This window comes from Cohnella algarum, assembly GCF_016937515.1.
Classification (GTDB): Bacteria; Bacillota; Bacilli; order Paenibacillales; family Paenibacillaceae; genus Cohnella; species Cohnella algarum.
Genome location: NZ_JAFHKM010000002.1, coordinates 2,819,558 through 2,842,966, shown reverse-complemented (window position 1 = coordinate 2,842,966; position 23,409 = coordinate 2,819,558). Strand labels below are relative to the sequence as shown.

The 23,409-nt window shown below is 60.5% G+C and carries 19 protein-coding genes and 2 riboswitches; of the genes, 3 read left to right on the top strand and 16 right to left on the bottom strand.

Translation table 11 applies throughout. The features are described from left to right. Window positions 1–28 precede the first annotated feature (28 nt). From JW799_RS12965 to JW799_RS29325, 3 genes are read right to left on the bottom strand one after another with little or no spacing between them, the layout of a single operon-like run. Window positions 29–1,312, bottom strand: coding sequence for an MFS transporter (locus tag JW799_RS12965; protein ID WP_338026263.1), 1,284 nt, complete (start codon window positions 1,310–1,312; stop codon window positions 29–31). Window positions 1,313–1,351: 39 nt separating this feature from the next. Beyond that, the gene (locus JW799_RS12960; RefSeq protein WP_205430130.1) at window positions 1,352–2,359 is read right to left on the bottom strand and encodes an alpha/beta hydrolase; all 1,008 of its coding nucleotides are present in this window, start codon (window positions 2,357–2,359) and stop codon (window positions 1,352–1,354) included. Further along, window positions 2,356–2,706 carry an alpha/beta hydrolase-fold protein gene (locus JW799_RS29325; RefSeq protein WP_205430128.1) on the bottom strand — a complete coding sequence of 117 codons (351 nt, stop codon included), beginning with the start codon at window positions 2,704–2,706 and terminating at the stop codon, window positions 2,356–2,358. The genes JW799_RS12960 and JW799_RS29325 overlap by 4 nt, the downstream gene beginning before the upstream one ends. A gap of 195 nt (window positions 2,707–2,901) precedes the next feature. On the opposite strand from JW799_RS29325, the gene JW799_RS29320 reads away from it, so the two are divergent. Continuing rightward, entirely contained in the window at window positions 2,902–3,831 is a 930-nt protein-coding gene (locus JW799_RS29320; RefSeq protein WP_205430126.1) for a LacI family DNA-binding transcriptional regulator, read from the top strand. 99 nt (window positions 3,832–3,930) lie between these two features. Here JW799_RS29320 and JW799_RS12945 read toward each other — a convergent pair whose 3' ends face one another. The 4 genes from JW799_RS12945 to JW799_RS12930 form a co-directional block, all read right to left on the bottom strand. Beyond that, window positions 3,931–5,649 carry an alpha-amylase family glycosyl hydrolase gene (locus tag JW799_RS12945; RefSeq protein ID WP_205430125.1) on the bottom strand — a complete coding sequence of 573 codons (1,719 nt, stop codon included), beginning with the start codon at window positions 5,647–5,649 and terminating at the stop codon, window positions 3,931–3,933. Beyond that, window positions 5,646–6,482: a sugar ABC transporter permease gene (locus JW799_RS12940; protein WP_205430124.1), complete on the bottom strand. Its 837-nt coding sequence runs from the start codon at window positions 6,480–6,482 to the stop codon at window positions 5,646–5,648. The genes JW799_RS12945 and JW799_RS12940 overlap by 4 nt, the downstream gene beginning before the upstream one ends. Further along, complete coding sequence (locus tag JW799_RS12935) at window positions 6,479–7,792, bottom strand: carbohydrate ABC transporter permease (RefSeq protein WP_080832838.1); 1,314 nt, start codon at window positions 7,790–7,792, stop codon at window positions 6,479–6,481. The genes JW799_RS12940 and JW799_RS12935 overlap by 4 nt, the downstream gene beginning before the upstream one ends. 78 nt (window positions 7,793–7,870) lie before the next feature. Then, window positions 7,871–9,193 carry a sugar ABC transporter substrate-binding protein gene (locus JW799_RS12930; RefSeq protein ID WP_080832839.1) on the bottom strand — a complete coding sequence of 441 codons (1,323 nt, stop codon included), beginning with the start codon at window positions 9,191–9,193 and terminating at the stop codon, window positions 7,871–7,873. A gap of 465 nt (window positions 9,194–9,658) precedes the next feature. Between JW799_RS12930 and JW799_RS12925 the strand changes: the two genes are divergently transcribed. Both JW799_RS12925 and JW799_RS12920 read left to right on the top strand, forming a co-directional pair. Then, entirely contained in the window at window positions 9,659–10,687 is a 1,029-nt protein-coding gene (locus tag JW799_RS12925) for a LacI family DNA-binding transcriptional regulator (RefSeq protein WP_205430123.1), read from the top strand. Between the two features lie 6 nt (window positions 10,688–10,693). Next, the gene (locus JW799_RS12920) at window positions 10,694–12,682 is read left to right on the top strand and encodes a glycoside hydrolase family 15 protein (protein ID WP_205430122.1); all 1,989 of its coding nucleotides are present in this window, start codon (window positions 10,694–10,696) and stop codon (window positions 12,680–12,682) included. Window positions 12,683–12,710: 28 nt separating this feature from the next. On the opposite strand, the gene JW799_RS12915 is transcribed toward JW799_RS12920, so the two are convergent. From JW799_RS12915 to purM, 9 genes are all read right to left on the bottom strand, one after another. Continuing rightward, complete coding sequence (locus JW799_RS12915; protein WP_205430121.1) at window positions 12,711–14,285, bottom strand: diguanylate cyclase domain-containing protein; 1,575 nt, start codon at window positions 14,283–14,285, stop codon at window positions 12,711–12,713. A 193-nt stretch (window positions 14,286–14,478) separates the two neighbouring features. After that, window positions 14,479–15,291 (bottom strand): transglutaminase-like domain-containing protein, encoded by an 813-nt coding sequence (locus JW799_RS12910; RefSeq protein WP_205430118.1) that lies wholly within the window; start codon window positions 15,289–15,291, stop codon window positions 14,479–14,481. A gap of 13 nt (window positions 15,292–15,304) precedes the next feature. Beyond that, a riboswitch (cyclic di-GMP riboswitch) is annotated at window positions 15,305–15,389 on the bottom strand. Between the two features lie 41 nt (window positions 15,390–15,430). After that, window positions 15,431–15,514, bottom strand: a riboswitch (cyclic di-GMP riboswitch). A gap of 53 nt (window positions 15,515–15,567) precedes the next feature. Beyond that, window positions 15,568–16,242 (bottom strand): class D sortase, encoded by a 675-nt coding sequence (locus JW799_RS12905; RefSeq protein WP_205430117.1) that lies wholly within the window; start codon window positions 16,240–16,242, stop codon window positions 15,568–15,570. A 77-nt stretch (window positions 16,243–16,319) separates the two neighbouring features. Further along, on the bottom strand, window positions 16,320–17,096 hold the full coding sequence (locus JW799_RS29625; RefSeq protein WP_205430116.1) for an LPXTG cell wall anchor domain-containing protein: 777 nt from the start codon (window positions 17,094–17,096) through the stop codon (window positions 16,320–16,322). Window positions 17,097–17,532: 436 nt separating this feature from the next. Then, complete coding sequence (locus JW799_RS12895; RefSeq protein WP_205430114.1) at window positions 17,533–18,354, bottom strand: alpha/beta hydrolase; 822 nt, start codon at window positions 18,352–18,354, stop codon at window positions 17,533–17,535. A 325-nt stretch (window positions 18,355–18,679) separates the two neighbouring features. Next, window positions 18,680–19,948, bottom strand: a complete 1,269-nt coding sequence (purD, locus tag JW799_RS12890; protein ID WP_205430113.1) for a phosphoribosylamine--glycine ligase — start codon at window positions 19,946–19,948, stop codon at window positions 18,680–18,682. 27 nt (window positions 19,949–19,975) lie between these two features. Continuing rightward, window positions 19,976–21,523, bottom strand: coding sequence for a bifunctional phosphoribosylaminoimidazolecarboxamide formyltransferase/IMP cyclohydrolase (purH, locus tag JW799_RS12885; protein WP_080832848.1), 1,548 nt, complete (start codon window positions 21,521–21,523; stop codon window positions 19,976–19,978). Between the two features lie 181 nt (window positions 21,524–21,704). After that, a complete protein-coding gene (gene purN, locus JW799_RS12880; protein ID WP_080832849.1) occupies window positions 21,705–22,328 on the bottom strand; it encodes a phosphoribosylglycinamide formyltransferase in 624 nt (207 codons plus the stop codon). Further along, window positions 22,328–23,371, bottom strand: a complete 1,044-nt coding sequence (purM, locus tag JW799_RS12875; protein ID WP_205430112.1) for a phosphoribosylformylglycinamidine cyclo-ligase — start codon at window positions 23,369–23,371, stop codon at window positions 22,328–22,330. Before purM ends, purN begins: the two co-directional genes overlap by 1 nt. Between the last annotated feature and the right edge of the window lie 38 nt (window positions 23,372–23,409).

Genomic DNA, 23,409 nt, shown 5'->3' with positions numbered 1-23,409 from the left:
CCGCCTTCTCGGCCGGCGAACGCAATCCTCAACGATAGTTGCGAATCGGCTTCAACAGCCAGACGGCCGCAACGCCGGAAACCAGCAGGCACAAGCCGACGGCTTCCAGCACCCGGGTCGCCCCCCACTCGTCCGCCAGCGCGGACGTGACGGCAAGCCCGAGCGTCGGCGCCACGTTCGTAATGGCGCCCATCGTGCCGTAAATTCTCCCCTGCATATCAAGTTCGACCTCCGAGCGCAAAATAATTTGGGTCAGCATCGTACAGAAAGCAAACATGATGCCGGCGGCCAAAATAAGCGGAAGCGCGGCCGGAGCGGCGGGCATGAAGGAAATCGCGACAAAAACGGGGCCGAGCGCGACCAGCCCGGTCATGACCCACCATCCCCTGCGTCCCAGCCGGGAACTGAAAGACAAGATCAGACCGGCGCCGATCATATAGCCGAGCGGGATGCACATTTCGATCAGGCCGAAGGCGATCGGCCCGGCTTTCCAGTCTTTGACGGCGACGACCTGGATGAGCATAAGGGAAGACATGAAGAAAAGGATCAGCAGCGGATTCAAAATGACGATCGACCGGATCAGCGCGTCCTTCCGGATGAACGCGAAGCCGCCGCTCCAATCCGCGAAAAACGGCGCCCTCTCCGCCGTCTTGCTGCCCGCGGAAGAAAAGGCCCCCGCGGCCAGCACGCAAATGCCCGACAGAAAAAACGTAACCGAGGTGAACAGCATCGCGGCGAAGCCGCCGAATGCGGCGACGGCCACCCCGGCCAGCGCCAGGCCCGATATCCGGGCGACATTGTCCGTCAAATGCACGGCGCTCGTCGCCTGCTGGATGCGTTCCTTGCCGGCCAGCTGCGTGACCGAGGCGTGGAACGCGGGACCCTGAAACAGGCTGGAGAACGCCGACAGCGTCACGAGCGCGAGCATAACCGGAAACGGCGCATGAAGATAAAACAGACAGACGGCGAGCGCGGCCGCGATGCCCGCCCGCAAAAAGTCGGACAGCAGCATCAGCTTGCGCCGGTCGACGCGGTCCGCCACGGTTCCGGCCAAGGTGCCGAACAGGATCGTCGTCGCCATGTAGCAGATTTGGACCGCGGCCATGAGCTTGGCGCTGCCCGTCGTTTGCAGCACCCACAAGCTTAACGCGATTCCGTTGAAGCAATCGCCGAACACCGAAATCGTATTGCCCGCCATGATCCACAGGAACGGCCGGTTTTTCCGGAGCGGGCGCTCCGAATCCGGCGCCGGCGCCGGCGTCATCCTTCGCAGTAACGGCTTCTTTTTCTCCAGCGGACGCGAAACTTCCACGAACGTCCCTCCTATCCCCGTTCAAGCTATTCTTTTTGCCTACCAGCCGGCTTCGCCCTTCCCCCTTTCCGCACCCGGCATCAGATCCATCCAATTGTCCACCTTGAACCGGACCTTGCAATCGCTGAACGCGGACAACCTGCGGAGCGGAGCGGGCCTGAAGCCGGCATCCGCCTCGTCCCGGCCGTATCCGCGCGTAATCATGAAGCGCAGATTAAAGCCTCTCGGCAGCCGCACCCGGCCCCCGTACAGCGCATCGCGAATTTTCGGCACCTCGAACGTCGCGTAAATGCGGGAATCGGGCGGCGTCGATTCGGGAACCTCGATTTCGATGTCCGCGTGCACGTAAGGGTCGAGCCGTTCCACGACCCGGCACTCTCGCCAAGCCTCCGCTTTTCCGTTGCGGTACCGGATCGTCGCCGCGCCCGGCGCTTTCGGCACGATCGTTCCGTCCGGCTTCACCTCGAGCACGTCGGGGCGGTCGACCTCGTACGTCCCCCGCAAATCGCTGAACGCGAGGCCGTTCGAAAGCTCGACCACCGCGTTCAGACATTCCGCCGCTCCCTCGATGCCGACCGTATCCGGCCCGTAAAGCGCTGCGCGAACGGGCTCGCCCTTTTTTCCGAAAAAGCGGATCAGCGGCAAATGGGCTCGCCCGCCCCAATCGGTCTCCGAGTGCGCCGCTTCCGGTTCGTGATAGAAATGGAACCTCTCGCCCTGCCCGATGCCCGCCTCCAGCCACTCCACGGCGACCTGGCGCACGTGGCGGGGCATGAAAAATCCTTCCGCTCCCCCGATGTCGATCCAAACTTGCTGCCCCGGGGCGATCGGATAGGGCCGGTACTGCCGCTTTTCCTCCAGCGTGAGCGGATCGACGTGGACAAAATAGGGGGACAGCGCCGCGATTTTGCCGAAAATACCGGGATTCCGCAGCCCGATCGTGTACGCGGAAATGCCCGCCGCGGACGCCCCGATCAGGGCGGTATGCTCCGGCTCCGGCTTCGTCCGAAACGTCCGGTCGATCAGCGGCTTCAGCTCATGGATCAAAAAATGCTCGTACGCTTCCCCCAGGCACCGGATCGGGTGAACGCACGAATCGTGAAAAAACTCGCTCGCCCCTCCTCGGCCACATGGTCGACGGCGACAAGCAGCACGCCCTCGATTCGCTCCTCTCCGATCAGCCGGTCCAGCACCTTGTGCATGTTCCACGATTCGCCGGACCTTTTTCTCGATTCGAACGCGTGCTGGCCGACATGCATGTAAACGGCCGGATACCGCTTGCTCGGGTCGCGATCATAACCGGGCGGCAAATAGACCCGGATTTCCCGGGCGTTGTTCAGTCTCGTCGCCCTCACGTCCGGGATGGAGACGATTCGCGAACCTCCGTCGGTCAAGAAATTCACCTCTTTCATTCGAAAATCGAATTCGAAAATTCGCATCTTGCCTTCAACTTATAACTTAACCGGTTAAGTTAATTTGATTATAAAAGGGGGAATTCTTCGCTGTCAACCCTAAGTTTGTAAAGAATTGACACCTGTCATTTCCCCCCATTATGATGTGAATACGAAATCGAAGGCGAGGAGAAGCCGTTGGCCAAAAAACCGACACTTCGCGACGTGGCCCGGGAAGCCGGCGTTTCCGTCGCTACCGTCAGCTATGTGCTGAACAACGTAACGAACCAGACGATCCCGCAGGAGACGCGCAACCGCGTCTACGAAGCGGCCGAAAAGCTGAACTATATCCAGAACCTGACCGCCCGTTCCCTGTCCGTCGGCCGGACGAACCTGCTCGGCGCGCTTCTTGTCGCCGAAGAGAGCGATCTCGTCTCCAAGCATATCAGCTACGGCAAATTCATCGACCGGCTCGAGAGGCTCAGCAACGACCGGAACTACCATCTGATGGTGTCCCGCATCGACCCGGGCAAGCCGAATTTCGCGATCATTGCCGAGCGCAAGCTGGACGGGGTCTTCGTCATCGACGCCAGCGAGGACTCCTTTTATGCCGTTTCCGAAAAATTTCCGTTCGGCTCGCCGGTCGTGCTGATCGACAGCATCGTCGACGATCCGCTGTTCCGGCACGTATCGCCCGATTTCGACGGGCTGTTCGAGCTTGCCGGCGAAATCGCGGGCAAAGGCCGCCCGTTCGCCGTCATCCACGAGCGTTACCATAACCGGACGATCGCCAAGGCAATTCGCGATGCGAGCGGACTCGGCGATGAGGCGATTCTGGCGGCGGACGGAGACGCCGGCGCGATCGAAGCCTTTATCGGCAAACACCGGGACAAGCCGCTCGTCGTGTTCAACGAATTTCTGGCCCTGCGCCTGATGAAGTTCGCCGACCCGGACGGCATGATCGTCGTGTGCACCTCCGATTGCCCGGAATATTTGCCGGAGCGGACCGGGAAAATCGTGCCGGATGCGGACAAGGCCCGCGCGGCGACGGACATCATGCACGCGCTGCTTCAGGAGCCGTACGACGCGGCCGGGCTTGGCGGCAAGCTGACGTTCCGGCTTCCTTGAAACGGACAGCGACCGGGCCGTCCGCCCGGTCGCGTCGATCGGCGTCCCCGTCTCCCGCCGCGGCCCTCCGCACGGCCAGCCGAGCGCTCCCGATCCGCGCTACCGGAGGACGACCGAGCTGTAGGGCGCAAGCCGGAGCGTCGTGCCGTCAAGGGCAGCCGTGTCCGTTTCGCCGCCCGTCTGCCGCTCGATTTTCTGAAAGCTGCCGTATAGCCCCGACGGCGCAAGCTCGGCCTCCTGCGGCTCGCCCGACATATTGTGCACGACGAGCACGCGGGAATCGCCCGTTTTGCGGATAAACGCGCCGAGCTTCGGGTTGCCGGTTTTATATTCGTCGATATCCCCGTCCCTCAGCTCGGGAAGCTCGTTGCGCCACCCGATCAGCGTCCGGTAATGACGCAGCAGCGACCGCTCGTCCCGCTCCTGCGCTTCGACGGAAACCGTCCCCGGCTTGCTGTATCGCGGCGTTTGCCAGGACGTCTGCCCCGGGCCGCCCTCCGCTCCCTCGTACCAAAGCATCGGCTCGCGGATCGCTTCGTCCGGCTTCATGCCGAGCATGCCGATCTCCTCGCCGTAGTACAGAAACGGGTTGCCCGGCAGCGTAAGCAGCACCGCCGCCGCCATCCTTGCCCGGTCCGCGTTTCCGCCGAGCACGCTCATGACGCGGTTCTGGTCGTGGTTGGCGAGAAAGACGGCGTCCGTGAACGCGCCGCCCGAGGCTTTGCCGTACGCCCCGTACACCCGCTTCAATCCGAACGCGACATCCGGGTCCCGTTCCCCTTGCGCCGCGTCGAGAATGCGTCCCGCCAGATCGAAGTTGAATCCGGAATCGAGCGCCCGATCGAGCAGCGGCGCGATCATCGACGTCGAGTCCCAAATCTCGCCGACCAGGTACGCATCCGGATTTGTTTCGCGAAGCCCCTTCCGGAACTCCTGCCACCACGCTTTGTTTTTCGCGGCGACCTCCTCCGAATGCACGGTCGAGGCGAAATCCCCGTAAATATGCTTGGCCGCGTCCAGCCGGAAGCCGTCGACGCCCTGCTCCAGCCAAAAACGGCCGATCTCGATCATTTCCTCGCGAACGGCCGGCTCGTCGAAATTCAGATCCGGCATCCCGCCCCAGAAAATGCCGAGGTACTTTTCGTTGCCGGCATCATGCCAGGGGCTTCCGGAAGAGGCCGCGTTGTCGGAAGGCGTCTTTTCGGCCGACGGGCGGATCGTATACCAGCTGCGGTAAGGGCTGTCGGGATCGGCCAGCGCCTCCTTGAACCACGGATGCTCGCTGCTCGTATGGTTGACGACGAGGTCCATAATGACCTTGATGCCCCGCGCGTGCGCCGCTTCGAGCAAATGGCGGAAATCCTCCAACGTCCCGTAATCGGAGTGAACGGCATAATAGTCCGTCACGTCGTAGCCGTGGTAGCTCGGCGAAGCGTTGATCGGCATGAGCCAGATGCCGCCGACGCCCAATTCGCCCAAATAGTCGAGCTTCTCGGCGACTCCGTTCAAATCCCCGATGCCGTCCCCGTCGCTGTCGTAAAACGATCGGACGAAAATTTCGTAGTAAACGGCGGAGGGCTGCTCGTCCGCCTCCCAGCCGGCCGCCGGCGCGAGCGACGACGCAGGCGAGGGCGATGCGGGCGACGGAGATTTGGATTCGCCCGATCCCGCGCCCGTTCCGGCCGAATCGGACCCCGGGGCCGCCGCTTCGCCGGACGCCGGAGCCGAAACGGCGGCAGGGGGAGAAGCGTCTCCTCCTCCCCCGGTACAGCCTGCCAGCAGGCCGATCAGAATCAGCCAGACGGCCGCTCGCCTCATCCTTTGGACGCCCCCGACGTAAGCCCCTGCACGAGAAAGCGCTGAAGGAAGATGAACAGCAGCGTAATCGGGATGGCGATCAGCACCGAGCCCGCGGCAAACAGCGTAAAATTGCTGTTCTGGTAGCTGTTGACGAGATCCCACATGCCGACGGCGAGCGTCCATTTCTCCTTCGTCCGCAGCACGAGGCGGGCGAAAATAAAGTCGACCCAGGCGCCGGTGAAGCTCGTCAGCGCAACGTAAGTCAGCATCGGACGGGACAGCGGAAGCATGATGCGGGTAAACACCTTGAAGTGGCTCGCTCCGTCAATCCGGGCCGCCTCGTCGAGACTGCGCGGAATCGTGTCGAAGAAGCCCTTGACGATGAAGCCGCCCAGCACCGCGCCGGCCGAATATACGATGACGAGCGCCGCGTGCGTATCCAGCAGCTTGAGCTGCAGCAAAATGATGTAAAGCGCGATCATGCTCATGAAGCTGGGGAACATGCCGAGCACGAGCATGACCGTAAGCGCCGACTTCCGGCCGCGAAAGCGGAAGCGCGACAGCGAATACATGCCGAGCGTGACCAGAATCGTGGAGAAAATCATCGACAGAGTCGCGATTTTGAGCGTGTTCAAATACCACGTCCCGTACGGGAACGACTTGTTCGTGAACAGCTCGCGGTAATGCTCGATCGTAAACTGGCTCGGCCACATGCTTTCGGCATACAGCGCGGCTCCCGGCCGCAGCGAGGAAAGCACGACCCACAGCACGGGATAGATCGAGACGACCGCGATGGCGATCAGGACGATGTAGCTGAGCGTCAGCCGGACTTTGCTTTTCCGCTTGTTCATTGGATCATGTCCTCCTCTTTAAACGACCGAGACCGCCGGAAATTCCAGATGGAGAACGAAGCGATCATCAGGAAAATGATAATGCCGATCGCCGAAGCGACGTTGAACTTGCTGTTGTCGAGCGTCAGCTTGTAGAGCCAGGTGACGAGCAGGTCGGTCGCCCCCGCAAACTGGTAGTCGCCCTTGATCGGACCGCCGTTCGTCAGCAGGAAAATGACGTTGAAGTTGTTGATGTTTCCCGCGAATTGCATAATAAGCACCGGAGTCGTCGCGAACAGGATGAACGGCATCGTAATGATGCGGAACTTTTGGAAGGGGCTGGCGCCGTCCACCTCGGCCGCTTCGTACAAATCCTTCGGGATCGCCGTCAGGACGCCGAGGATGAGCACCATGCTGACCGGAATGCCGAGCCACATGTTGACGACGATGACCGTCACCTTCGCCCAGAACGGATCGGTCAGCCACGGCAGGCCTTCGAGACCGAACGCCCGGAAATACTGGTTGATCGGGCCGAACTGGCCGTTGAACAGATTTTTCATGATCAGCAGCGAAATGAGCTGGGGCACCGCGTAAGGCAAAATGAAGATGGTGCGCCACAGCTTTTTGAACCGGATTCCCCGCTGTTCGATGAGCAAGGCGACGAGTACGCCGCCGAAATACGTTGTCACGGTCGCCACGACCGCCCACACGATCGTCCAGAGCAGCACGCCGAAAAACGTATTGCTCCAGCTTTTCAGAAACAGCAGGTCCTTGAACGTCTTGAAGCCGACCCAGTCGATGAGCTTGGCCGGAGGGATATGGTCAGGCGCCGAATAGTTCGTAAACGCCAGAAGTATCGTGAATATGATCGGCATGATCGTAAAAAACAGAACGCCGATGGCCGGAACGGACAGCATGTAATACGGAAAATATTTGCCCGACAGGCTTTGATAGGACTGTTTGAAGCTTTTCAGCTCGGCGCCCTCGTCCCGAAGCGCGCCCGTTCTATAGGCGTCTTGAACGTTCAACACGTACGCCGCGATAAACAAAAGGAAAACGAACACGACGATCAAGCCGTCGAGCATGAGAAAAATCGAGTGGTCGCCCGGCACCAGTTGCGTGGAATTGTTGACCTTCTCGAATCTCTGGGTCGTCTCTCCGAGCGTGACGAGACCCCAGATCGCGTCGCCCAGACGCGGAATCAAATAAATAAGGCCCAGCGCTTCGATCAGCAGCAAAACGATGCCTTTAATCCGCTGCCCGTTGTAAATTTGACCGAGCCCCTGCACCAGAATGGACAGTACGGTCGCGGTTGTACGATGCTGTTTCATGCCGTCCGGCTCCTTCCGTTAAAATGCGGGAATCACCCGCCGGAACTCGTGCCGGCGGGTGAACCGCGTTACGGTGACTTATTGCGTCGAAGCGATGCCTTCCTTGATTTGCTGAACCGCTTTGTCCAGCGTCGTCTTGACGTCCTTGCCTTCGTCCCAGATCTCGGTAATGCCCGCCGTGATCGGATTCCAGACGCTGCCCATTTCCGGAATGGCCGGCATCGTCGTCGAGTTCGCGAATTGCTCGAGGTACGCGATCGTGACGGCGTCGCCGCTTACCTTCGGATCTGCGGCCGCATCCTTGTTGGATGGAAGAATGCCGTTCAGCTCGAAGTTTTTCAGCTGCGCTTCCTTGCTGGAGAGGAACCGGGCGAACAGCTTGGCGGCGTTCGGATATTGCGAGAACGCGTTGACGTAGTAAGCTTTAACCCCGGAGAGCGAATTGAAGGTGTTGCCGTCGATCGTCGGCATCGGAGCGACGCCGAAATCGATGCCGGCATTCCGGTAATCGGTAAGCGCCCAAGGACCGTTGATGTCCATTGCCAGCGTGCCTGCGGTAAAGAGGCCTTTTTTGATATCGTAGTTGACGTCGCCCGTTTTGACCGGGAGAACTTCCTTTTGCAGCCTTTGCAGGAATTGTCCGCCTTTGACTGCGCCTTCGTTGTTCAGGCCGATATCGTCCTTGTTCGTGTTGTTGTCGCCGAACATGTAGCCGCCGGTCGTGCCGAGGAACGCAAAGTTGTAATAAAATTGCTGCAGTTCCCACATGATCGCGTATTTGTTGTTTTTCGGGTCGTTGAACGTTTTGGCGAATTCGATGATTTCCTCGAACGTCTTGGGAGCTTCCGGAATGAGCGCCTTGTTGTAGATGAGGGCGTACGTCTCGACCGTGTACGGGTAGCCGTAGATCACGTCTTCGAACGTAACGGCGTTAACCGCGTTTTCCTGGTTGCCGGTTTTCGTTTCTTCCTCGAAAACGTCGTTCGGCAAGACGAGGCCGGCGGTAGCCGCGCGCCCGATCTGATCGTGAGGGAACACGACGACGTCGGCGGCGATGCCGGCCGGACCGTCGGTCGTCAGCTTCGTCACCTGGTCGGTCGGCGGAACCTTTTCGAACTTGACCGGAACGCCGTATTGCGCTTCGAATTCCTTCGCCATTTCCTCGATGAAAATCCGCTGGTTTTCGTCTTCCCAAATCATAAGGCTCGCGCCCGGCTCCGGCGTAAGCTCCGGCGCCGCGGATTCGCTTGCATCGGGCGACGCGGACGGCGAAGACGATTCCGAAGCGGTGGCGGACGGAGACGCGGAAGCCGAAGGCTGGCTGTTGCCGTTGTTTCCTCCGCATGCCGCAAGAGCGAATACCATCGTACTCGCAAGCAAAATACCGATCCATTTCCTCATTTGACTTTCCCCTTCCGTGTTCGTTTTTCTTCATTGCACGCGCCTTTCTCATGTCGCGATCCCTTTTGCCGAAGGTGCGGTTTGCGAGCGGACCGGAATTTGCGCGATCAAGGAGCTCGCCCCCTTCAGTGCAAACGTTTGTCCAAATGGGCCTTAAAGACCGTCGATTCTCCCGCAAATACCGGCAATAGCCGTCGGTTCAGGAAATCCTCATGATGAAAGCGCTGTATTCACATCCTCATCATACAACATGCCGAAACGCTTGTAAAAACGTTTGCACAGATCATATCCGGTATTTTCCCCAAAAAACCTGCTGTTTTTCTCCCGAAAACGCCGTTTTACAGTAAATGGCTCGTTTTTTCGGCTTCAAGAATCCGTTTTCAACGTTTTGTATTTACATTGAAACCGCTTTGCTTTAACATTAGGGATGTCTTGTTCAAACGATTGCAGAAAGGTGAAATCGGCATGGTCACCATCAAAGATATCGCAAAGCTCGCCGGCGTTTCGCCCTCGACGGTATCGCGGGTCGTCTCGAACCATCCGCGCATCAGCATCGAAACGTCGCGCAAAGTCAAAAAAATTATGGAAGAGCTCGGCTACCACCCCAATGTGATGGCCAAGAGCCTCGTCTCCAAAACGACGCACACGCTCGGCATCATGCTGCCGAGGCCCGCGGAGGAGCTGTTCCGCAACGATTTTTTCGGCGAGCTGCTGCGCGGCGTCGTCACCCAGGCGACGCGCATGGGCTATGATTTGCTCATGACGACGGCCACTTCCGACCAGGACGAGGTCGGAACGATTTCCCGGCTCGTCCGGGGGCGCCGGGTGGACGGAATCGTCCTGCTCAGCTCGCGCCGGGACGATCCGATCATCTCGTTTTTGCAGGAGGAGTCGTTTCCGTTCGTGCTGATCGGACGCAGCGAAGCGTACGCCGACGCGCTGATGGTCGACAACAACAACGTGCTCGCCGCGTACGACGCGACCCGGCATCTGATCGCCCAAGGCCACGAGCGCATCGGCTTCGTCAGCGGACCGCCGAACCTTACGCTGTCCCACGACCGGCTGAAAGGCTATGAAAAGGCGCTGGCCGAATCGGGGCTGGCCGCGCGCCCCGACTGGATCGTCGAGGGCGAGTTTTTGCAGGAGAGCGGGTTTCGGGCGATGTCGTTCGTCATGGGCTTGCCGGAGCGCCCGACCGCGCTTGTCGTCATCGACGACAACGTCGCCTTCGGCGTCATGAGGGGGCTGTCCGAGCTCGGCTATCGCGTGCCGGACGATATTTGCGTCGTCGGCTTCAACAACATTCCGCTGGCGGAGCTCGCTTCGCCGCCGCTCAGCTCGATCGATATCGGCACCTATCAGCTCGGCTATACCGCCGTTCAGGCGCTGCTGCGTCGCGTGCAGGGAGAGCCGTCGCTGCAAAATCCGGTCATCATCCCGCACCGGCTCGTCGTTCGCGATTCGTCCATCAATCCCGCGTTAAAAAGGAGCTGAACCGACATGTCCAACAAACCTTATCTGATCGACGCCATCGTCGGCAACGGCCGGATGCTCGGTTCGCTGGGGCGGACCGGCCGGCTGTACCGCCTGTGGTGGCCCCATATCGACCATCCCCAGCACGTAGATGCGATTCGGACCGGCATCCGGCTTTCCGGAGCCGATTCCGCCGCGACCTGGTTCGACGATGCCGCGGACGGCTGGGAGCATCGAATCGCCTACGAACCCGGCACCAATATCGTCCGGACCGAGGCGAGCCGCAACGGCTTCCCTCTCTCCGTCCTGCAGCGGGATTTTTCGCTTCCCGAAGGAGACGTTCACGTGCGCCATTATACGTTCACGAACGAGACGGCCGGCGAGGTCTCGTTCCGTTTCGTCTGGTATTCTTCTTTTCACGTCAACGAAAGCCCCTTGTACAACACGACGACGTTCCGCGAAGACGCGGATGCGATCGTTCACTTCCATAAGCGGTCTTTTTTTGCCGTCTCGGGCGCAAACGTTTGCGCGGAATTTCAATGCGGTTCCGCCTGGGAAGCGGCGGTTCGCGGAGAGTTGAACGGCAACGCGATCGACATGCGGCCGGACGGGGCGATGGCTTGGGATTTGAAGCTGAAAGGCGGCGAAAGCGCCACTCTTCCAGTCTACATCGCGGCGGGAACGACGATGCCGGAGGCGCTGCTGCGGCTGGCGGAGACGAAGGAAAGGCCGGTTTCGCAATGGCTGGAGGCGACCCGCATCTACTGGCACTCCGAGCTGCGCGGGGCGCGGCCGTGCCCGGGCGGCGACAGGGCGCTTGCGGAGCTGTACGAACGGTCCGTTCTCATGTTCAAGCTGATGTCCGACTCGCAGACCGGCAGCCTGCTTGCCGCTCCCGAGGCGGACGAGAGCTTTTCCCGCTGCGGCGGCTATTCGTTCTGCTGGGGGCGCGACGCGGCGTTCATCACGACGGCGCTCGACCGGACCGGGCTGACGGAAGCGTCCCGGCGCTTCTACGAATGGACGCTGAGCGCGCAGGAGGCGGACGGGTCCTGGCAGCAGCGCCATTACCACGACGGCAGCCTCGCTCCCTCGTGGGGACTGCAGATCGACGAAGGCGGCTCCATTGTCTGGGGGATGTGGCAGCATTACGCCGCAACCGGCGACGAAAGCTTCGCCCGCCGCATGTGGCCGACCGTGGCCAAGGGCGCGGCGTTTCTCGCCGGCTTCGTCGACCCGGACACCGGCCTTCCGAAGCCGAGCGTCGACCTGTGGGAGGAGCGCGACGCCGAGCACACGTATTCGGCGGCCGCCGTCTCCGCGGGGCTGCGCGCCGCGTCCTCGTTCGCCCGGCTGATGGGGGACGACGATTCGGCCGCGGCCTGGGAGCGGATGGCGGACCGCATCGCCGAAGCGATCGAGAACGATTGCTGGAACGAGGCGGAAGGCAGCTTTTACCGCGGGCTTCATCTGAAGGTCGGCCGCGAGGAGTACGAGCGCGCCGTCGCCCGCGGCGCGGAAGGCGGCGTCGAGCATACGGCAAAGGGCTATCCCGTATACCGGCTGAAATACGATCCGACGGTCGACATCAGCTTGCTCGGCGTCTCGACCCCGTTCGGCGTGCTGCCTCCGGAGCACGACTACATGCGGCGGCAGGCCGATGCGATCGAGCGCAAGCTGACCTCGCCCGTCGTCGGAGGGATCAAACGGTATGAGAACGATCCATACATCGGGGGCAATCCGTGGATTTTGACGACGTTGTGGCTCGCCCACTACCGGACCGAGATCGGACAATACGAGGAGGCGCGCAAGCTGCTGCGCTGGGCGATCGATCACCGCACCGAAACCGGCCTGCTGCCCGAACAGGTTGACAAAGCCAGCGGAGCTCCGGCATGGATCGTCCCCCTCACCTGGTCGCACGCCATGTTCGTTCTGGCGGTCGACAAGCTCGCCGCCGCCGGCGAGCTTGCGGAGGTCGGCGAGACGTCCAGGGCGGGATATCCGGCCGACGCCTGAATCAAGCCGCGCGCCGCCCGCTTCCGGGTCAGACGTCCAACGAGGCTTCCGGAAACGGCGGCGTGCGGTCGCTTTTGTACATTTGAAAGCCGTTTTTGCCCTTCTTCTTGACGTCATACATGGCGGCGTCGGCATGGTCCATCAACTGCCCGGCGGTGTCCCCGTCCTGCGGAAAAACGGCGATGCCGATGCTGGCCGAAGCCTGTACGCCGTATACGATCCCCTCGGGAATCCGATGCATAGCCTGGACGATCCGGTCGGCCAGGTCCGCCATTTCCTCCCCCAGCCGCTCTCCCCGGCAGATTACGGCGAATTCGTCCCCGCCTATGCGGGCGAGCATGGCCTGGCTTCCGCTCAGGCAGCCCTGGATCCGTTCCGTCGCCTGTCTCAGAAAAAGATCGCCTTGCGTATGGCCGAACGCGTCGTTTATTTTTTTGAACCCGTCCATATCGACGATCATGACGCCGAACGGCTTGCCCGTTTCCCGGCTCGATCGAATTTCCTCTTCCAACGTTTTGTTGAACATTCTCCGGTTCGGCAGCTTCGTCAGCTCGTCGTGATAGGCCAGGTAACGAATCTGCTCGACCGCCCGTTTTTCGCTCGTAATATCCTTGATGACGATAAAGCTTCGCACCTCCTCCCCGTCCAGTTCGACCCGAACGGGAATTCGCGTCACCTGAAGCTCGCGCCGCTGTCCTTTGGCGTCGAGAAACGGCATCTCGCAAGGACGCTGTTCGGGAGCGCGCAACGAAAGCAAAAACAGCTTTTTCGTTTTCCGCCGGACTTCCGGCGGCACGCGGTCAAGCACGGAGGAAAGCGGCTTGCCTCGCAATTGCCGGCTTTCCATGCCCGTGATGGAAGCGGCCGAAGCGTTCAATCCGACGATTTTATACTGGCTGTCGATCAGAACGATTCCGTCCCGGCTGTTCTCGTACAACGATTTATAGGCATTTTCTCCGGCGTCTGCCGTTTTCGAATCTCGCGTTCTTTGCAGCACGTACATGCCCAGCAGCGAAAGCAGCCACACCAGAACCAATGCCGCCATGAAATGGCTGACGTTCAGCGCGGCGGGCACCATCATATAACCTAAAATGGCTGCGGCGATCGCCCCTTTGGCAAGCCTGGGAAAAATGCAGCTGACCCCTGCGATGGCGACGACGGCCGTAATCGCGACGATCGCGATGAGATTGGGATCGTAGACCTCCATAAGCCAAGGGGCGGCCAAGCCGTTGTAATGCATCGACGACAACCCTGCGGCCAGCAGCGTCGTCCCCGCCATGCATTGGCGCAGGTTCAGGCTTTTTTCGTCCATGATCCAGCTGGCCATCAGCACGGCCGTGACGACGGCGATCAGCGCCACCAGAACCGAAGTTAAAGCGAAAAGAAACGGAAACGTCCGGGAAACGTCGATCATTTCCGAGAAAAAATCCGTCCCGATGCCGAAAACGACGGTCACCGCCGCCTGAACCGCGGCGAGCCGCCCTTTTTCCCCTTTCGAAAGCCCGATCTTGCCCGCGAAGCTCAGGCAGGCATATAAATTCACGGCTGCGAGCGCGTAGACGATCATTACCGTTACGATTGAATTTCCTCCAAAAGCAAACATATCCTTACCTCTTTCGTTTCGTTGCCTGAAATTTCGGGACGAACGACCCATTGCCGGCCCCGAATATCGCTCATTCAAGTATAGCCGTTTGAACTGTACAGAAACTGAACGCTCGATTTCGATCTGAAAAAAAGCCCCGAAAACCGCGCTGCGGCTCGGAGCTTCCTGGGCTTTTTTTGCAAATTCCAAGGCTTTAGTACACCTTGTCCGTCGTATAGAGAGCGGCATCCTTGATCATTTGGAAATCTTGCTTGCCGGCTTTGAGTCCGGCGTCGACCGTCGTATCGATCGTCACCCATTGGCCGTCCAGAAACACTTGATTCCAGGCATGGTACTCGGTTACGTACGTCGTTTTGCCCGTCACCAGCTTCGTCGGGATATCGAGCGCGCGCAGCATGCCGGCCGTCAAGGCGGCGTAGCCGTAGCAGATATCCTTGTTGCTGGCGAACGTGCGGTCGATTTGCGGCAGGTAATCCGGCGTGGCTGCGGCCGCGAGCTCTTTGTCGTACTTGACGTTGTCGATTACGTATCGGTAAACGGCGGCCACCTTTTCGGCGTCCGTCTTTTTGTTCTGCGTCAGTTCCTTCGCCTTTTGAACGGCGATGCTGTTCGGCGTCCAATCGATGTTCTGTACCTGGTTCAAATAAACGGCCGTGCCGTCCTGCAAAGCGAGCGTCAGCGTTGCCTTGTCCACGACTTTGTACTGATTGCCGCTGACGTTTTCCAGAATCGTCACCGTGTAGTCGCCGTTGCCCAACTGCAGAGGGAACCATTCGACAGGCTTGTCCGCTCTGAGCGTATAGGTATATTTTCCGGTGTCCTTGACGATCATGGCCTTCGTTTTGACGTCGGCTTTGACTGCATAGCGCACGCCGACCGCCCCGGTATCCAGCTTTGTCGTGTCCAGCCATTCCGCGCCGGTTTCGTTGGCGGCGTAGGCTGCGGCGCCAAACAACATGGTAAACAATATAACGATCGCGGCGGTCGCGAACGCGAGCTTGCGCATTCGTAAAACTCCCTTCGGCGGCCAGGCTGCCATCTCGCTAGGAGGAAGGCCCTATGGCTTTGCGTCCCTGCCTTTCGACAGGTATGCCATTATCGGTAAAGTTTTCAGAGGCTTCGAAAAAACAAAAAAAGCCATGTCGTTCGGCAACTGGCTGCCATCTCGCTCGGAGGAAGGCCCTGTAGCTTTGCGTCCCTGCCTTTCGACAGGTTTGCCGTTATCGTGATAAGCTTTTACATAAAAATTATACCATTATTTGTCGAAATAGAAAAGCAGTTTTTAATCCGCCGTCGCGGCGGAATCGGTTATTTTGGCGTGAACGATCAGACGATGCGTGGGGTTGACGAGCGGATCGCACGTAATGAGCGTCAAAATGCGGTCCGTTCCGTTCGGCTCCAGCACGGAAAGCTCCGTCGGCTCCACGATTTTGATTTCGTAAACCGTGTAGCTGTAGCTGCCCTCGCTTGTCTTGACGTCGATCTTGTCGCCGATTTCCACTTCGTCGAGCCGGTTGAACAAGCGGCCCTTCGTTCTGGCTCTATGCGCGGCGACGGCGGCATTGCCGACCTCTCCCAGCGCGGCCGTCTCTGTCATGTGCGCCGCGGCGTGCTTCATGTTCTGCTTGGTGGCCCCTTCGAGCACCGGCAGCTTGACGTCGATTTTGTCGATCGTCAGGATGGCGAGCGGCCGTTCGTCCTCCGCGTACGCGGCAAACGGGTCGGGCTCCTCCGGTTCTTCTTCCTGCGCGCTTTGTTCCAATAGCGCGTTCACTTTCGCCAAGCCGTTCTTTAGCGTAGATACGGAAGACGACAGCCGATCGTCGGCTTCGGCCAGCTCCCGCTCCGCGGCAGCCAGCAACTGCGCCTGCTTCCGGTCCTGAACCCACTCGTTCAGATGCGGGTAGCAGATCAGAAAAACGCCCGCCAGGATGAAAAGCAAGTACAGCTTTTTCATGTCGTTATCCCTCCTGGGCCGTGGAGAAGCGTGAATGCAGCGACGCATTCAGGCCGGACAGGCCCGCGTTCATACGGTCAGTTTACGCGTTTTTTGCGCAGCAGGCAAACGCCGAAAACGGCAAGCGCCGATCCGAACAGGTAAAACGGAAGCGGACCGGACTCGCCGGTCTGCGGCAGCGTGCCAAGCGGCGCCTCGTCCTCTTCGATCGTCTTCGCGGCATCAACGCCGTGATCGACGGTTCCGAGCGGCACTTCCTCCTCGGCCACCTCGATCACTTCGCCCGTTTCGTCCGAGCCGGCGACATACGACGCCGCTTCCGGCAGTTCCGGAATGACGTCCGGCTTCGCCGCCATTTCGACGGTTCCAAGCGGTACTTCCTCCTCGGCCACCTCGATCACTTCGCCCGTTTCGTCCGAGCCGGCGACATAAGACGCCGCTTCCGGCAGCTCCGGAATGACGTCCGGCTTCGCCTCCGTTTCGACGGTTCCGAGCGGCACTTCCTCCTCGGCGATCTCGATCACTTCGCCCGTTTCGTCCGAGCCGGCGACATACGACGCCGCTTCCGGCAGCTCCGGAATGACGTCCGGCTTGGCCTTCGTTTCGACGGTTCCGAGCGGCACTTCCTCCTCGGCGATCTCGACCACTTCGCCCGTTTTGTCCGAGTCGGCGACATACAACGCCGCTTCCGGCAGCTCCGGAATGACGTCCGGCTTGGCCGACTCAGAGGCCGCGCCGAGCGGCGGTGCCGAAGCGGCCGATGCCGCCCCCACGTCCGAGAAAGCTCCATAGGCAACGACAAGCAACACGGCCAACAAGCGCAAATTGACCATCGTTTTCAAAAATCTTTTCACAGCTGCCTCCCGATTCATTGATTTCGTCCATCTATCTTTTTCTCCGCACATGTTGCTAACGAACAGCACCATAACAGAGTAGCAGGAGGATCTGTACAAAAACTGTACTAAACGACATGTCAGATCGGCCCGGTCCGACAAAAGACCAGTGGCTTAAGCATCAATTTTCGATAAAAATACGCCGGTATGGGGAAAACGTCTGCTTGATCGTCAGCGCGCGGCGGTGGGGTGAGATGAGTAAATTTGACCCAACCGGAAGCGGCTGTACGCGGACGGCGGGCCTAGATGGGTCGCCACGACTCAACTGGGACGACGGCGTGCGCGGCGGTGGGGTGAGATGAGTAAATTTGACCCAACTGGAATCGGCTTTAAGCCACGCGGAGAGGGCAAGAAAGCCCTCAACCGCTGCCGCGCGGACTCGAAGGCTTCGTTCGGCCTATATGCTCCAATGGTGCCACTCCTGCTGCCGCTGGTCGTAGCCGCCGAGCCAATCCGAGGTGGCGCGGATCAGCTCTTTTTTATGCTCGCCGCTCGAATAGGTGTGATCCGCCTGAAAAATGACGACTTTGTCGCAGCGTCCTTCTCCCCGAAGCCAAAACGTCTTTTCCATCAAAAACGTATAATCGACCGGTATGACGTCGTCTCCCGTTCCGTGCACGAGCAGCACGTCCCCGGTGAACTTCTGCGTTTCCTGGAACGGCTGATGCTTCATCAGCGCGTCGAAAAAATCCGGCTTCAGCGTGTAGCCGAGATAGTCCGCCGAACCTCGGGTGACCGCTTCTTCGTATATTTTGCGTCCGACGATGCGCGTAATGTCGTTGAACGGATACCCGACCGCCGACCAGAGCACGAGCGATTTCACCCGCTTTTCCCTCACGGCGGTCAGCAGCGCGACCGCTCCGCCCAAGCTGTGACCGAGCAGCGTCACGCGCAAAGGATCGACGATATCGAGCGACAGACCGTAGTTCAGCACCGTGCGGGTTTGCTCGATCATCGAGTCGAGCCCATGCTCCCCGTAAACGCCGTCGCTCTCCCCGCAGCCCGCGAAATCGAACCGGATAACCAGATTCCCTTGCTCCGCGAACTGCCGGGCCGCCAGCACGAACAATCGGTCCACGCCGATCCGGCTTCCGACAAAACCGTGGTTGATAATAATCAGGGGAAGCTTCCGGCCCTCCCGCTTGGCATCCGGATTCGGATAATGGATCGTCGCGGCGAGGTTCAAGCGGTCGTGTCGTATCGTAAACGGTCTTTCCATGGTCGGATCTCCTTTATTCCTCTAATTCCGATTAATATACTATGTATTAAAAATCTTACCATCATCGCTTTCCTCTGTCAAACGGACGCCGGAACATTCTACCCCAAACGGGGCATTCTAAACCGAGAAGTCATCCCGAGGGAGGTCGCTTTCATGGAAGCGTTCGTCGCTTGGCTTTCGCAGCATGCGGTTGCCGCCATGCTGGCCATCGGAGTCGTTTACGCGGTCGCCTACGTTTACTCCAAGCGCCGGGAATTGTTCCGAAAAAAATAAAGCAAGCCGCCCGCAAAAGTCCCGTCGGACCTTCAGGCGGCTTTTTCATGCTTTACTTGCTTCGGACCAGCGCCTTCGCGGCGATATCCGTCCGGTTGAACTTGCCCTCGAACGAGATTTTGTCCGCGGCTTCGTACGCCTTGCCGCGCGCGTCGGCGATATCCTTGCCGAGCCCGACGACGCCGAGCACGCGGCCTCCCGCCGTGACGACGTTTCCGTCCCGCTCCGCCGTCCCCGCGTGAAACACGAGCGCATCCCCCGCATCGTCCAGTCCATGAATCGGCAAGCCCTTCGGATAGGAGCCCGGATAGCCTCCGGAAGCCAGCACGACGCACACCGCGGCTTCGTCGCTCCAGGAAATATCGAGGTCATGCAGGCGTCCGTTGATCGAGGCGAGGAAAATATCGACAAGATCGGTGTTCAGCCGCGGCAGGACGACCTGGGTCTCCGGGTCGCCGAACCGGGCGTTGAATTCGATCGTTTTCGGCCCGTCCTTCGTGATCATCAGCCCGGCGAACAGCACGCCGCGGAACGGACGCCCTTCGGCCGCCATCGCGCGGGCCGTCGGCTTGACGATCGTCTCGATTGCCTCGTCGATGATCGCCTGCGGAATATGCGGCAGCGGCGAATACGTGCCCATCCCGCCGGTGTTTGGGCCTTTGTCGCCGTCGAAGACCGGCTTGTGGTCTTGGGCCGCCGGCATCGGACGAACCGTTTCCCCGTCGACGAACGACAAAATCGACATCTCCTGGCCTTCGAGGTACTCCTCGATGACCACCTTGTCGCCGGCCGCGCCGAACGACTTGTCCACCATCGTTTCCCGCAGCGCCCGCTCGGCCTCTTCCGCCGTGAAGCAGACGGTAACGCCCTTGCCCGCCGCGAGGCCGTCCGCCTTGATGACGATCGGCGCCGGCTGGCTCCGGAGATAGGCAAGCGCCGGCTCGTATTCCGTGAACGTCTCGTATTTGGCCGTCGGAATGCCGTATTTGCGCAAAAGGTTTTTCATGAAAATTTTGCTGCCTTCGATTTCGGCGGCGTTTTTGCGCGGTCCGTATACGGGTACCTTCGCCGCTTCGAACGCGTCCACGATGCCCGCGGCAAGCGGATCGTCCGGACCGACGACGACGAGATCGACCGCGTTGTCCAACGCGAATTGAACGAGACGGTCGAATTCAAGCTCCCCGATGTCGACGTTTTCGGCAAGACTGCCGATTCCGGCATTCCCCGGAGCGCAGAAAATGTGCTTGACCTTTTCGCTGCGCCGAAGCGCCCAGACGATGGCGTGTTCCCGTCCGCCGCGTCCGATGACAAGTATACGCATGTGTACAGGCTCCCCCTCAGATCTTGCTCAGTGCTTGAAATGACGCACGCCGGTCATGACCATGGCGATGTTGTGCGCGTTCGCGACCTTGATCGACTCCTCGTCCTTGATCGAGCCGCCCGGCTGAATGACGGCCGTAATGCCGGCTTTCGCCGCCAACTCCAGCGTATCGCCCATCGGGAAAAACGCATCTGAAGCGAGCACCGCTCCGCGGGCTTTCTCTCCGGCCTGCTCGATGGCGATTTTGGCCGCGCCGACGCGGTTCATCTGACCGGCGCCCACGCCGACCGTCATGCTGTCCGCCGCCAGCAAAATCGCGTTCGACTTGACATGCTTGACGACCTTCCAGCCGAACAGCAGCTGCTTCAGCTCTTCCGCGGTCGGAGCGCGGTCGGTGACGACTTTAAGATCCGCTTCCGTCAGGCTGTGCACGTCGCTCTGCTGCACGAGCATGCCGCCTTCGACGCTGCTGATCAGCCATTCGGGTCTCCGTTCGGATGCCGACGAGATTTCGCCGAGGCGCAGCAGGCGGATATTTTTTTTGCGCTGCAAAATTTCGAGCGCTTCCGGCGTAAAGTCGGGAGCGAGCACGATTTCGAGGAAAATTTCGCTCAGGCGTCCGGCCGTTTCCGCGCCGATCGTGCGGTTGGCCGCCACGATGCCCCCGAAAATCGAGGTCGGATCCGCTTCGTACGCCTTGCGGTACGCCTCGTCGATGTCGGCGCCGATGCCGACGCCGCAAGGATTCATATGCTTCACCGCCACGACGGCGGGCTCGTCGAATTCCTTGACGATCGCCAGCGCCGCGTTCGCGTCGTTGATGTTGTTATACGACAGCTCCTTGCCGTGCAGCTGCTCGGCCGTCGCGATGCTTCCCGCGGCGGAAATCGGCTTCTTGTAAAAAGCCGCTTGCTGGTGCGGGTTTTCCCCGTAGCGCAGCTCCTGGACTTTTTCGTAGGTGACCGTCAGGCGCTCCGGCAGCGGCTCGTCCAATACTTTGGCGAAGTAGTCGGAAATAAGGGCGTCGTAGGCCGCGGTGTGGCGGAATACTTTCGCCGCCAGCTTTTTGCGCGTGGCCAGCTCCGTATCGCCGCCCGCCCGCACTTCTTCGAGCACCTGCGCGTAATCGCCCGCATCGACGACGACGGTGACGAACGCATGGTTTTTCGCCGCGGAACGAAGCATCGTCGGACCGCCGATGTCGATGTTTTCGATCGCGTCCTCGTACGTCACGTCCGGTTTTTCGATGGTGGCCTGGAACGGATACAGGTTCACGATGACGAGATCGATGTAATCGAGCCCCAGCTTCTCCATCGTTTCGCGGTGCTCGGCGTTGTCGCGGATCGCGAGAAGCCCGCCGTGCACCGCGGGGTGCAGCGTCTTGACGCGGCCGTCCAGCACCTCGGGAAAGCCCGTCACGTCCGAGATGCCGATGACCGGCACGTTTTCTTTTTCCAGCAGCGTCTTCGTGCCGCCCGTCGAAATGATTTCCACGCCGAGCTGCGACAATTCGCGGCAAAACTTCACGATGCCCGTCTTGTCCGATACGCTGACCAGCGCTCTTCTGATCGCCATGATTTCACTCCTAATCTTTAGCTTCGCCGCTGCCGCGGCTTCGTTTCATTCCGCCGTCTGACCCCGCCGGGGGTCGCTTAAACGCAAAAGAGGGCGCTATGCACCGCCCGGGACGGGGATTCGCGAAATAACGGTCCGTTGCGGCCGTTATTCATCTTTTTGCTTCCGAACAAGACCTTCCTCAAGCCTGCCGGACGATCGATACCTTACGGCCGTCCAGCGTCACGCGGCCTTCCGCAATCCAGCGCACGACCCGGGGCAGAAGCTCGTGCTCGACCGCATGGATGCGTGCCGTCAACGTTTCCTCCGTGTCGTCGTCCGCCACCTCTACCGCCCGCTGCGCGATGATCGGCCCGGAATCCATGCCGCCGTCGACGTAATGCACGGTCGCGCCGGCCAGCTTCACCCCGTACTCGAGCGCCTGGCGCACCGCGCGAACGCCCGGAAAAGCGGGCAAAAGCGCGGGATGAATATTGATCATCCGCCCGTAATAGGGCTTGACCAGCACGTCCGTAATCAGCCGCATGTAGCCGGCCAGCACGATCAGGCCGACGTCTTCGCTGACGAGCCGTTCGACGATTTCCCGTTCGTACGCTTCGCGCGAAGCGTACTCCTTCGGCCGGAACAGCAGCGTCGGCACGCCGAGCGCCTCGGCCCGGCGGACGACGCCCGCTTCCGGCTTGTCGCAGACGAGCAGCGCGAGCTCGGCCGGGATGCCGCCGTCCGCGATCGCTTCGGCCAGCGCCTGAAAGTTGCTGCCGCCGCCCGAAGCGAATACGGCGATTCGCAGGGGAGAACTCGCCATTACAGCTCCGCGCCTCCGAACGTGACGACGCGGTTGCCGGCCGTCACCTTGCCGATGACGTAGGCGCTCTCGCCGCATTCGCCGGCCAGCTTGACGGCGGCCTCGGCCTGCTCGCCCGGCACGATGAACACCATGCCGATGCCGTTGTTGAACGTCGTGAACATGTCCCGGTCGCTGATCGCGCCGTCGCGCTGCATCAGGCCGAAAATCGGCTGCACCGGCCAGGAGCCGCGCTCGATATCGACGTTCACGCCTTCCGGCAGCACGCGCGGAATGTTCTCGATAAAGCCGCCGCCCGTAATGTGCGCCATGCCTTTGATCTGCACGCTCTCCAGCAGGCGGAGAACGCTTTTCACGTAGATGCGGGTCGGCTCGATGAGCGTTTCCCCGAGCGTTTTGCCTTCCAGCTCCGGCAGCTTGTCGGAGAGGGAGTATCCCATCCGCTCAAGCAAAAGCTTGCGGACGAGCGAATACCCGTTCGAGTGGACGCCGCTCGAAGCGAGGCCGACGACCGCGTCCCCGGGCGCGATCTTCGAGCCGTCGATCGCCTTCGGCTTGTCGACGATGCCTACCGTAAACCCGGCGATGTCGTACTCGCCGTCCTGATACATGCCCGGCATCTCGGCCGTTTCGCCGCCGATCAGCGCGCAGCCCGCCTGCACGCAGCCTTCGGCCACGCCCTTGACGATCGCCTCGATTTTCTCGGGCACCAGCTTGCCGCAGGCGAGATAATCGAGGAAAAACAGCGGCTCCGCTCCCGTGACGACGACGTCGTTGACGCACATGGCGACCGCGTCGATGCCGATCGTGTCGTGCTTGTCCAGGTCGAACGCCAGCTTCAGCTTCGTGCCGACGCCGTCGGTTCCGGAGACGAGCACCGGCTCCTCGTATTTGTCCTTGTTCAGCCCGAACAGCCCGCCGAATCCGCCGAGCCCCGTCAGCACCTCCGGACGGAACGTCCGCTTGACGTGCTTTTTCATCCGTTCGACCGCTTCGTTGCCTGCCGCGATGTCGACGCCGGCCTGTTTGTACGCTTCAGACATGGGTTGGCCCCCTTTTCCTTTTGGCTCGTTTTCCTTTG

Coding starts and splice junctions, on each gene's coding strand:
- JW799_RS12945 (WP_205430125.1), bottom strand. CDS start 5,649: ATGAGGCGAGCGGCCGTCTGGCTGATTCTGATCGGCCTGCTGGCAGGC.
- JW799_RS12940 (WP_205430124.1), bottom strand. CDS start 6,482: ATGAACAAGCGGAAAAGCAAAGTCCGGCTGACGCTCAGCTACATCGTC.
- JW799_RS12935 (WP_080832838.1), bottom strand. CDS start 7,792: ATGAAACAGCATCGTACAACCGCGACCGTACTGTCCATTCTGGTGCAG.
- JW799_RS12930 (WP_080832839.1), bottom strand. CDS start 9,193: ATGAGGAAATGGATCGGTATTTTGCTTGCGAGTACGATGGTATTCGCT.
- JW799_RS12925 (WP_205430123.1), top strand. CDS start 9,659: ATGGTCACCATCAAAGATATCGCAAAGCTCGCCGGCGTTTCGCCCTCG.
- JW799_RS12920 (WP_205430122.1), top strand. CDS start 10,694: ATGTCCAACAAACCTTATCTGATCGACGCCATCGTCGGCAACGGCCGG.
- JW799_RS12915 (WP_205430121.1), bottom strand. CDS start 14,285: ATGTTTGCTTTTGGAGGAAATTCAATCGTAACGGTAATGATCGTCTAC.
- JW799_RS12910 (WP_205430118.1), bottom strand. CDS start 15,291: ATGCGCAAGCTCGCGTTCGCGACCGCCGCGATCGTTATATTGTTTACC.
- JW799_RS12905 (WP_205430117.1), bottom strand. CDS start 16,242: ATGAAAAAGCTGTACTTGCTTTTCATCCTGGCGGGCGTTTTTCTGATC.
- JW799_RS12895 (WP_205430114.1), bottom strand. CDS start 18,354: ATGGAAAGACCGTTTACGATACGACACGACCGCTTGAACCTCGCCGCG.
- purD (WP_205430113.1), bottom strand. CDS start 19,948: ATGCGTATACTTGTCATCGGACGCGGCGGACGGGAACACGCCATCGTC.
- purH (WP_080832848.1), bottom strand. CDS start 21,523: ATGGCGATCAGAAGAGCGCTGGTCAGCGTATCGGACAAGACGGGCATC.
- purN (WP_080832849.1), bottom strand. CDS start 22,328: ATGGCGAGTTCTCCCCTGCGAATCGCCGTATTCGCTTCGGGCGGCGGC.
- purM (WP_205430112.1), bottom strand. CDS start 23,371: ATGTCTGAAGCGTACAAACAGGCCGGCGTCGACATCGCGGCAGGCAAC.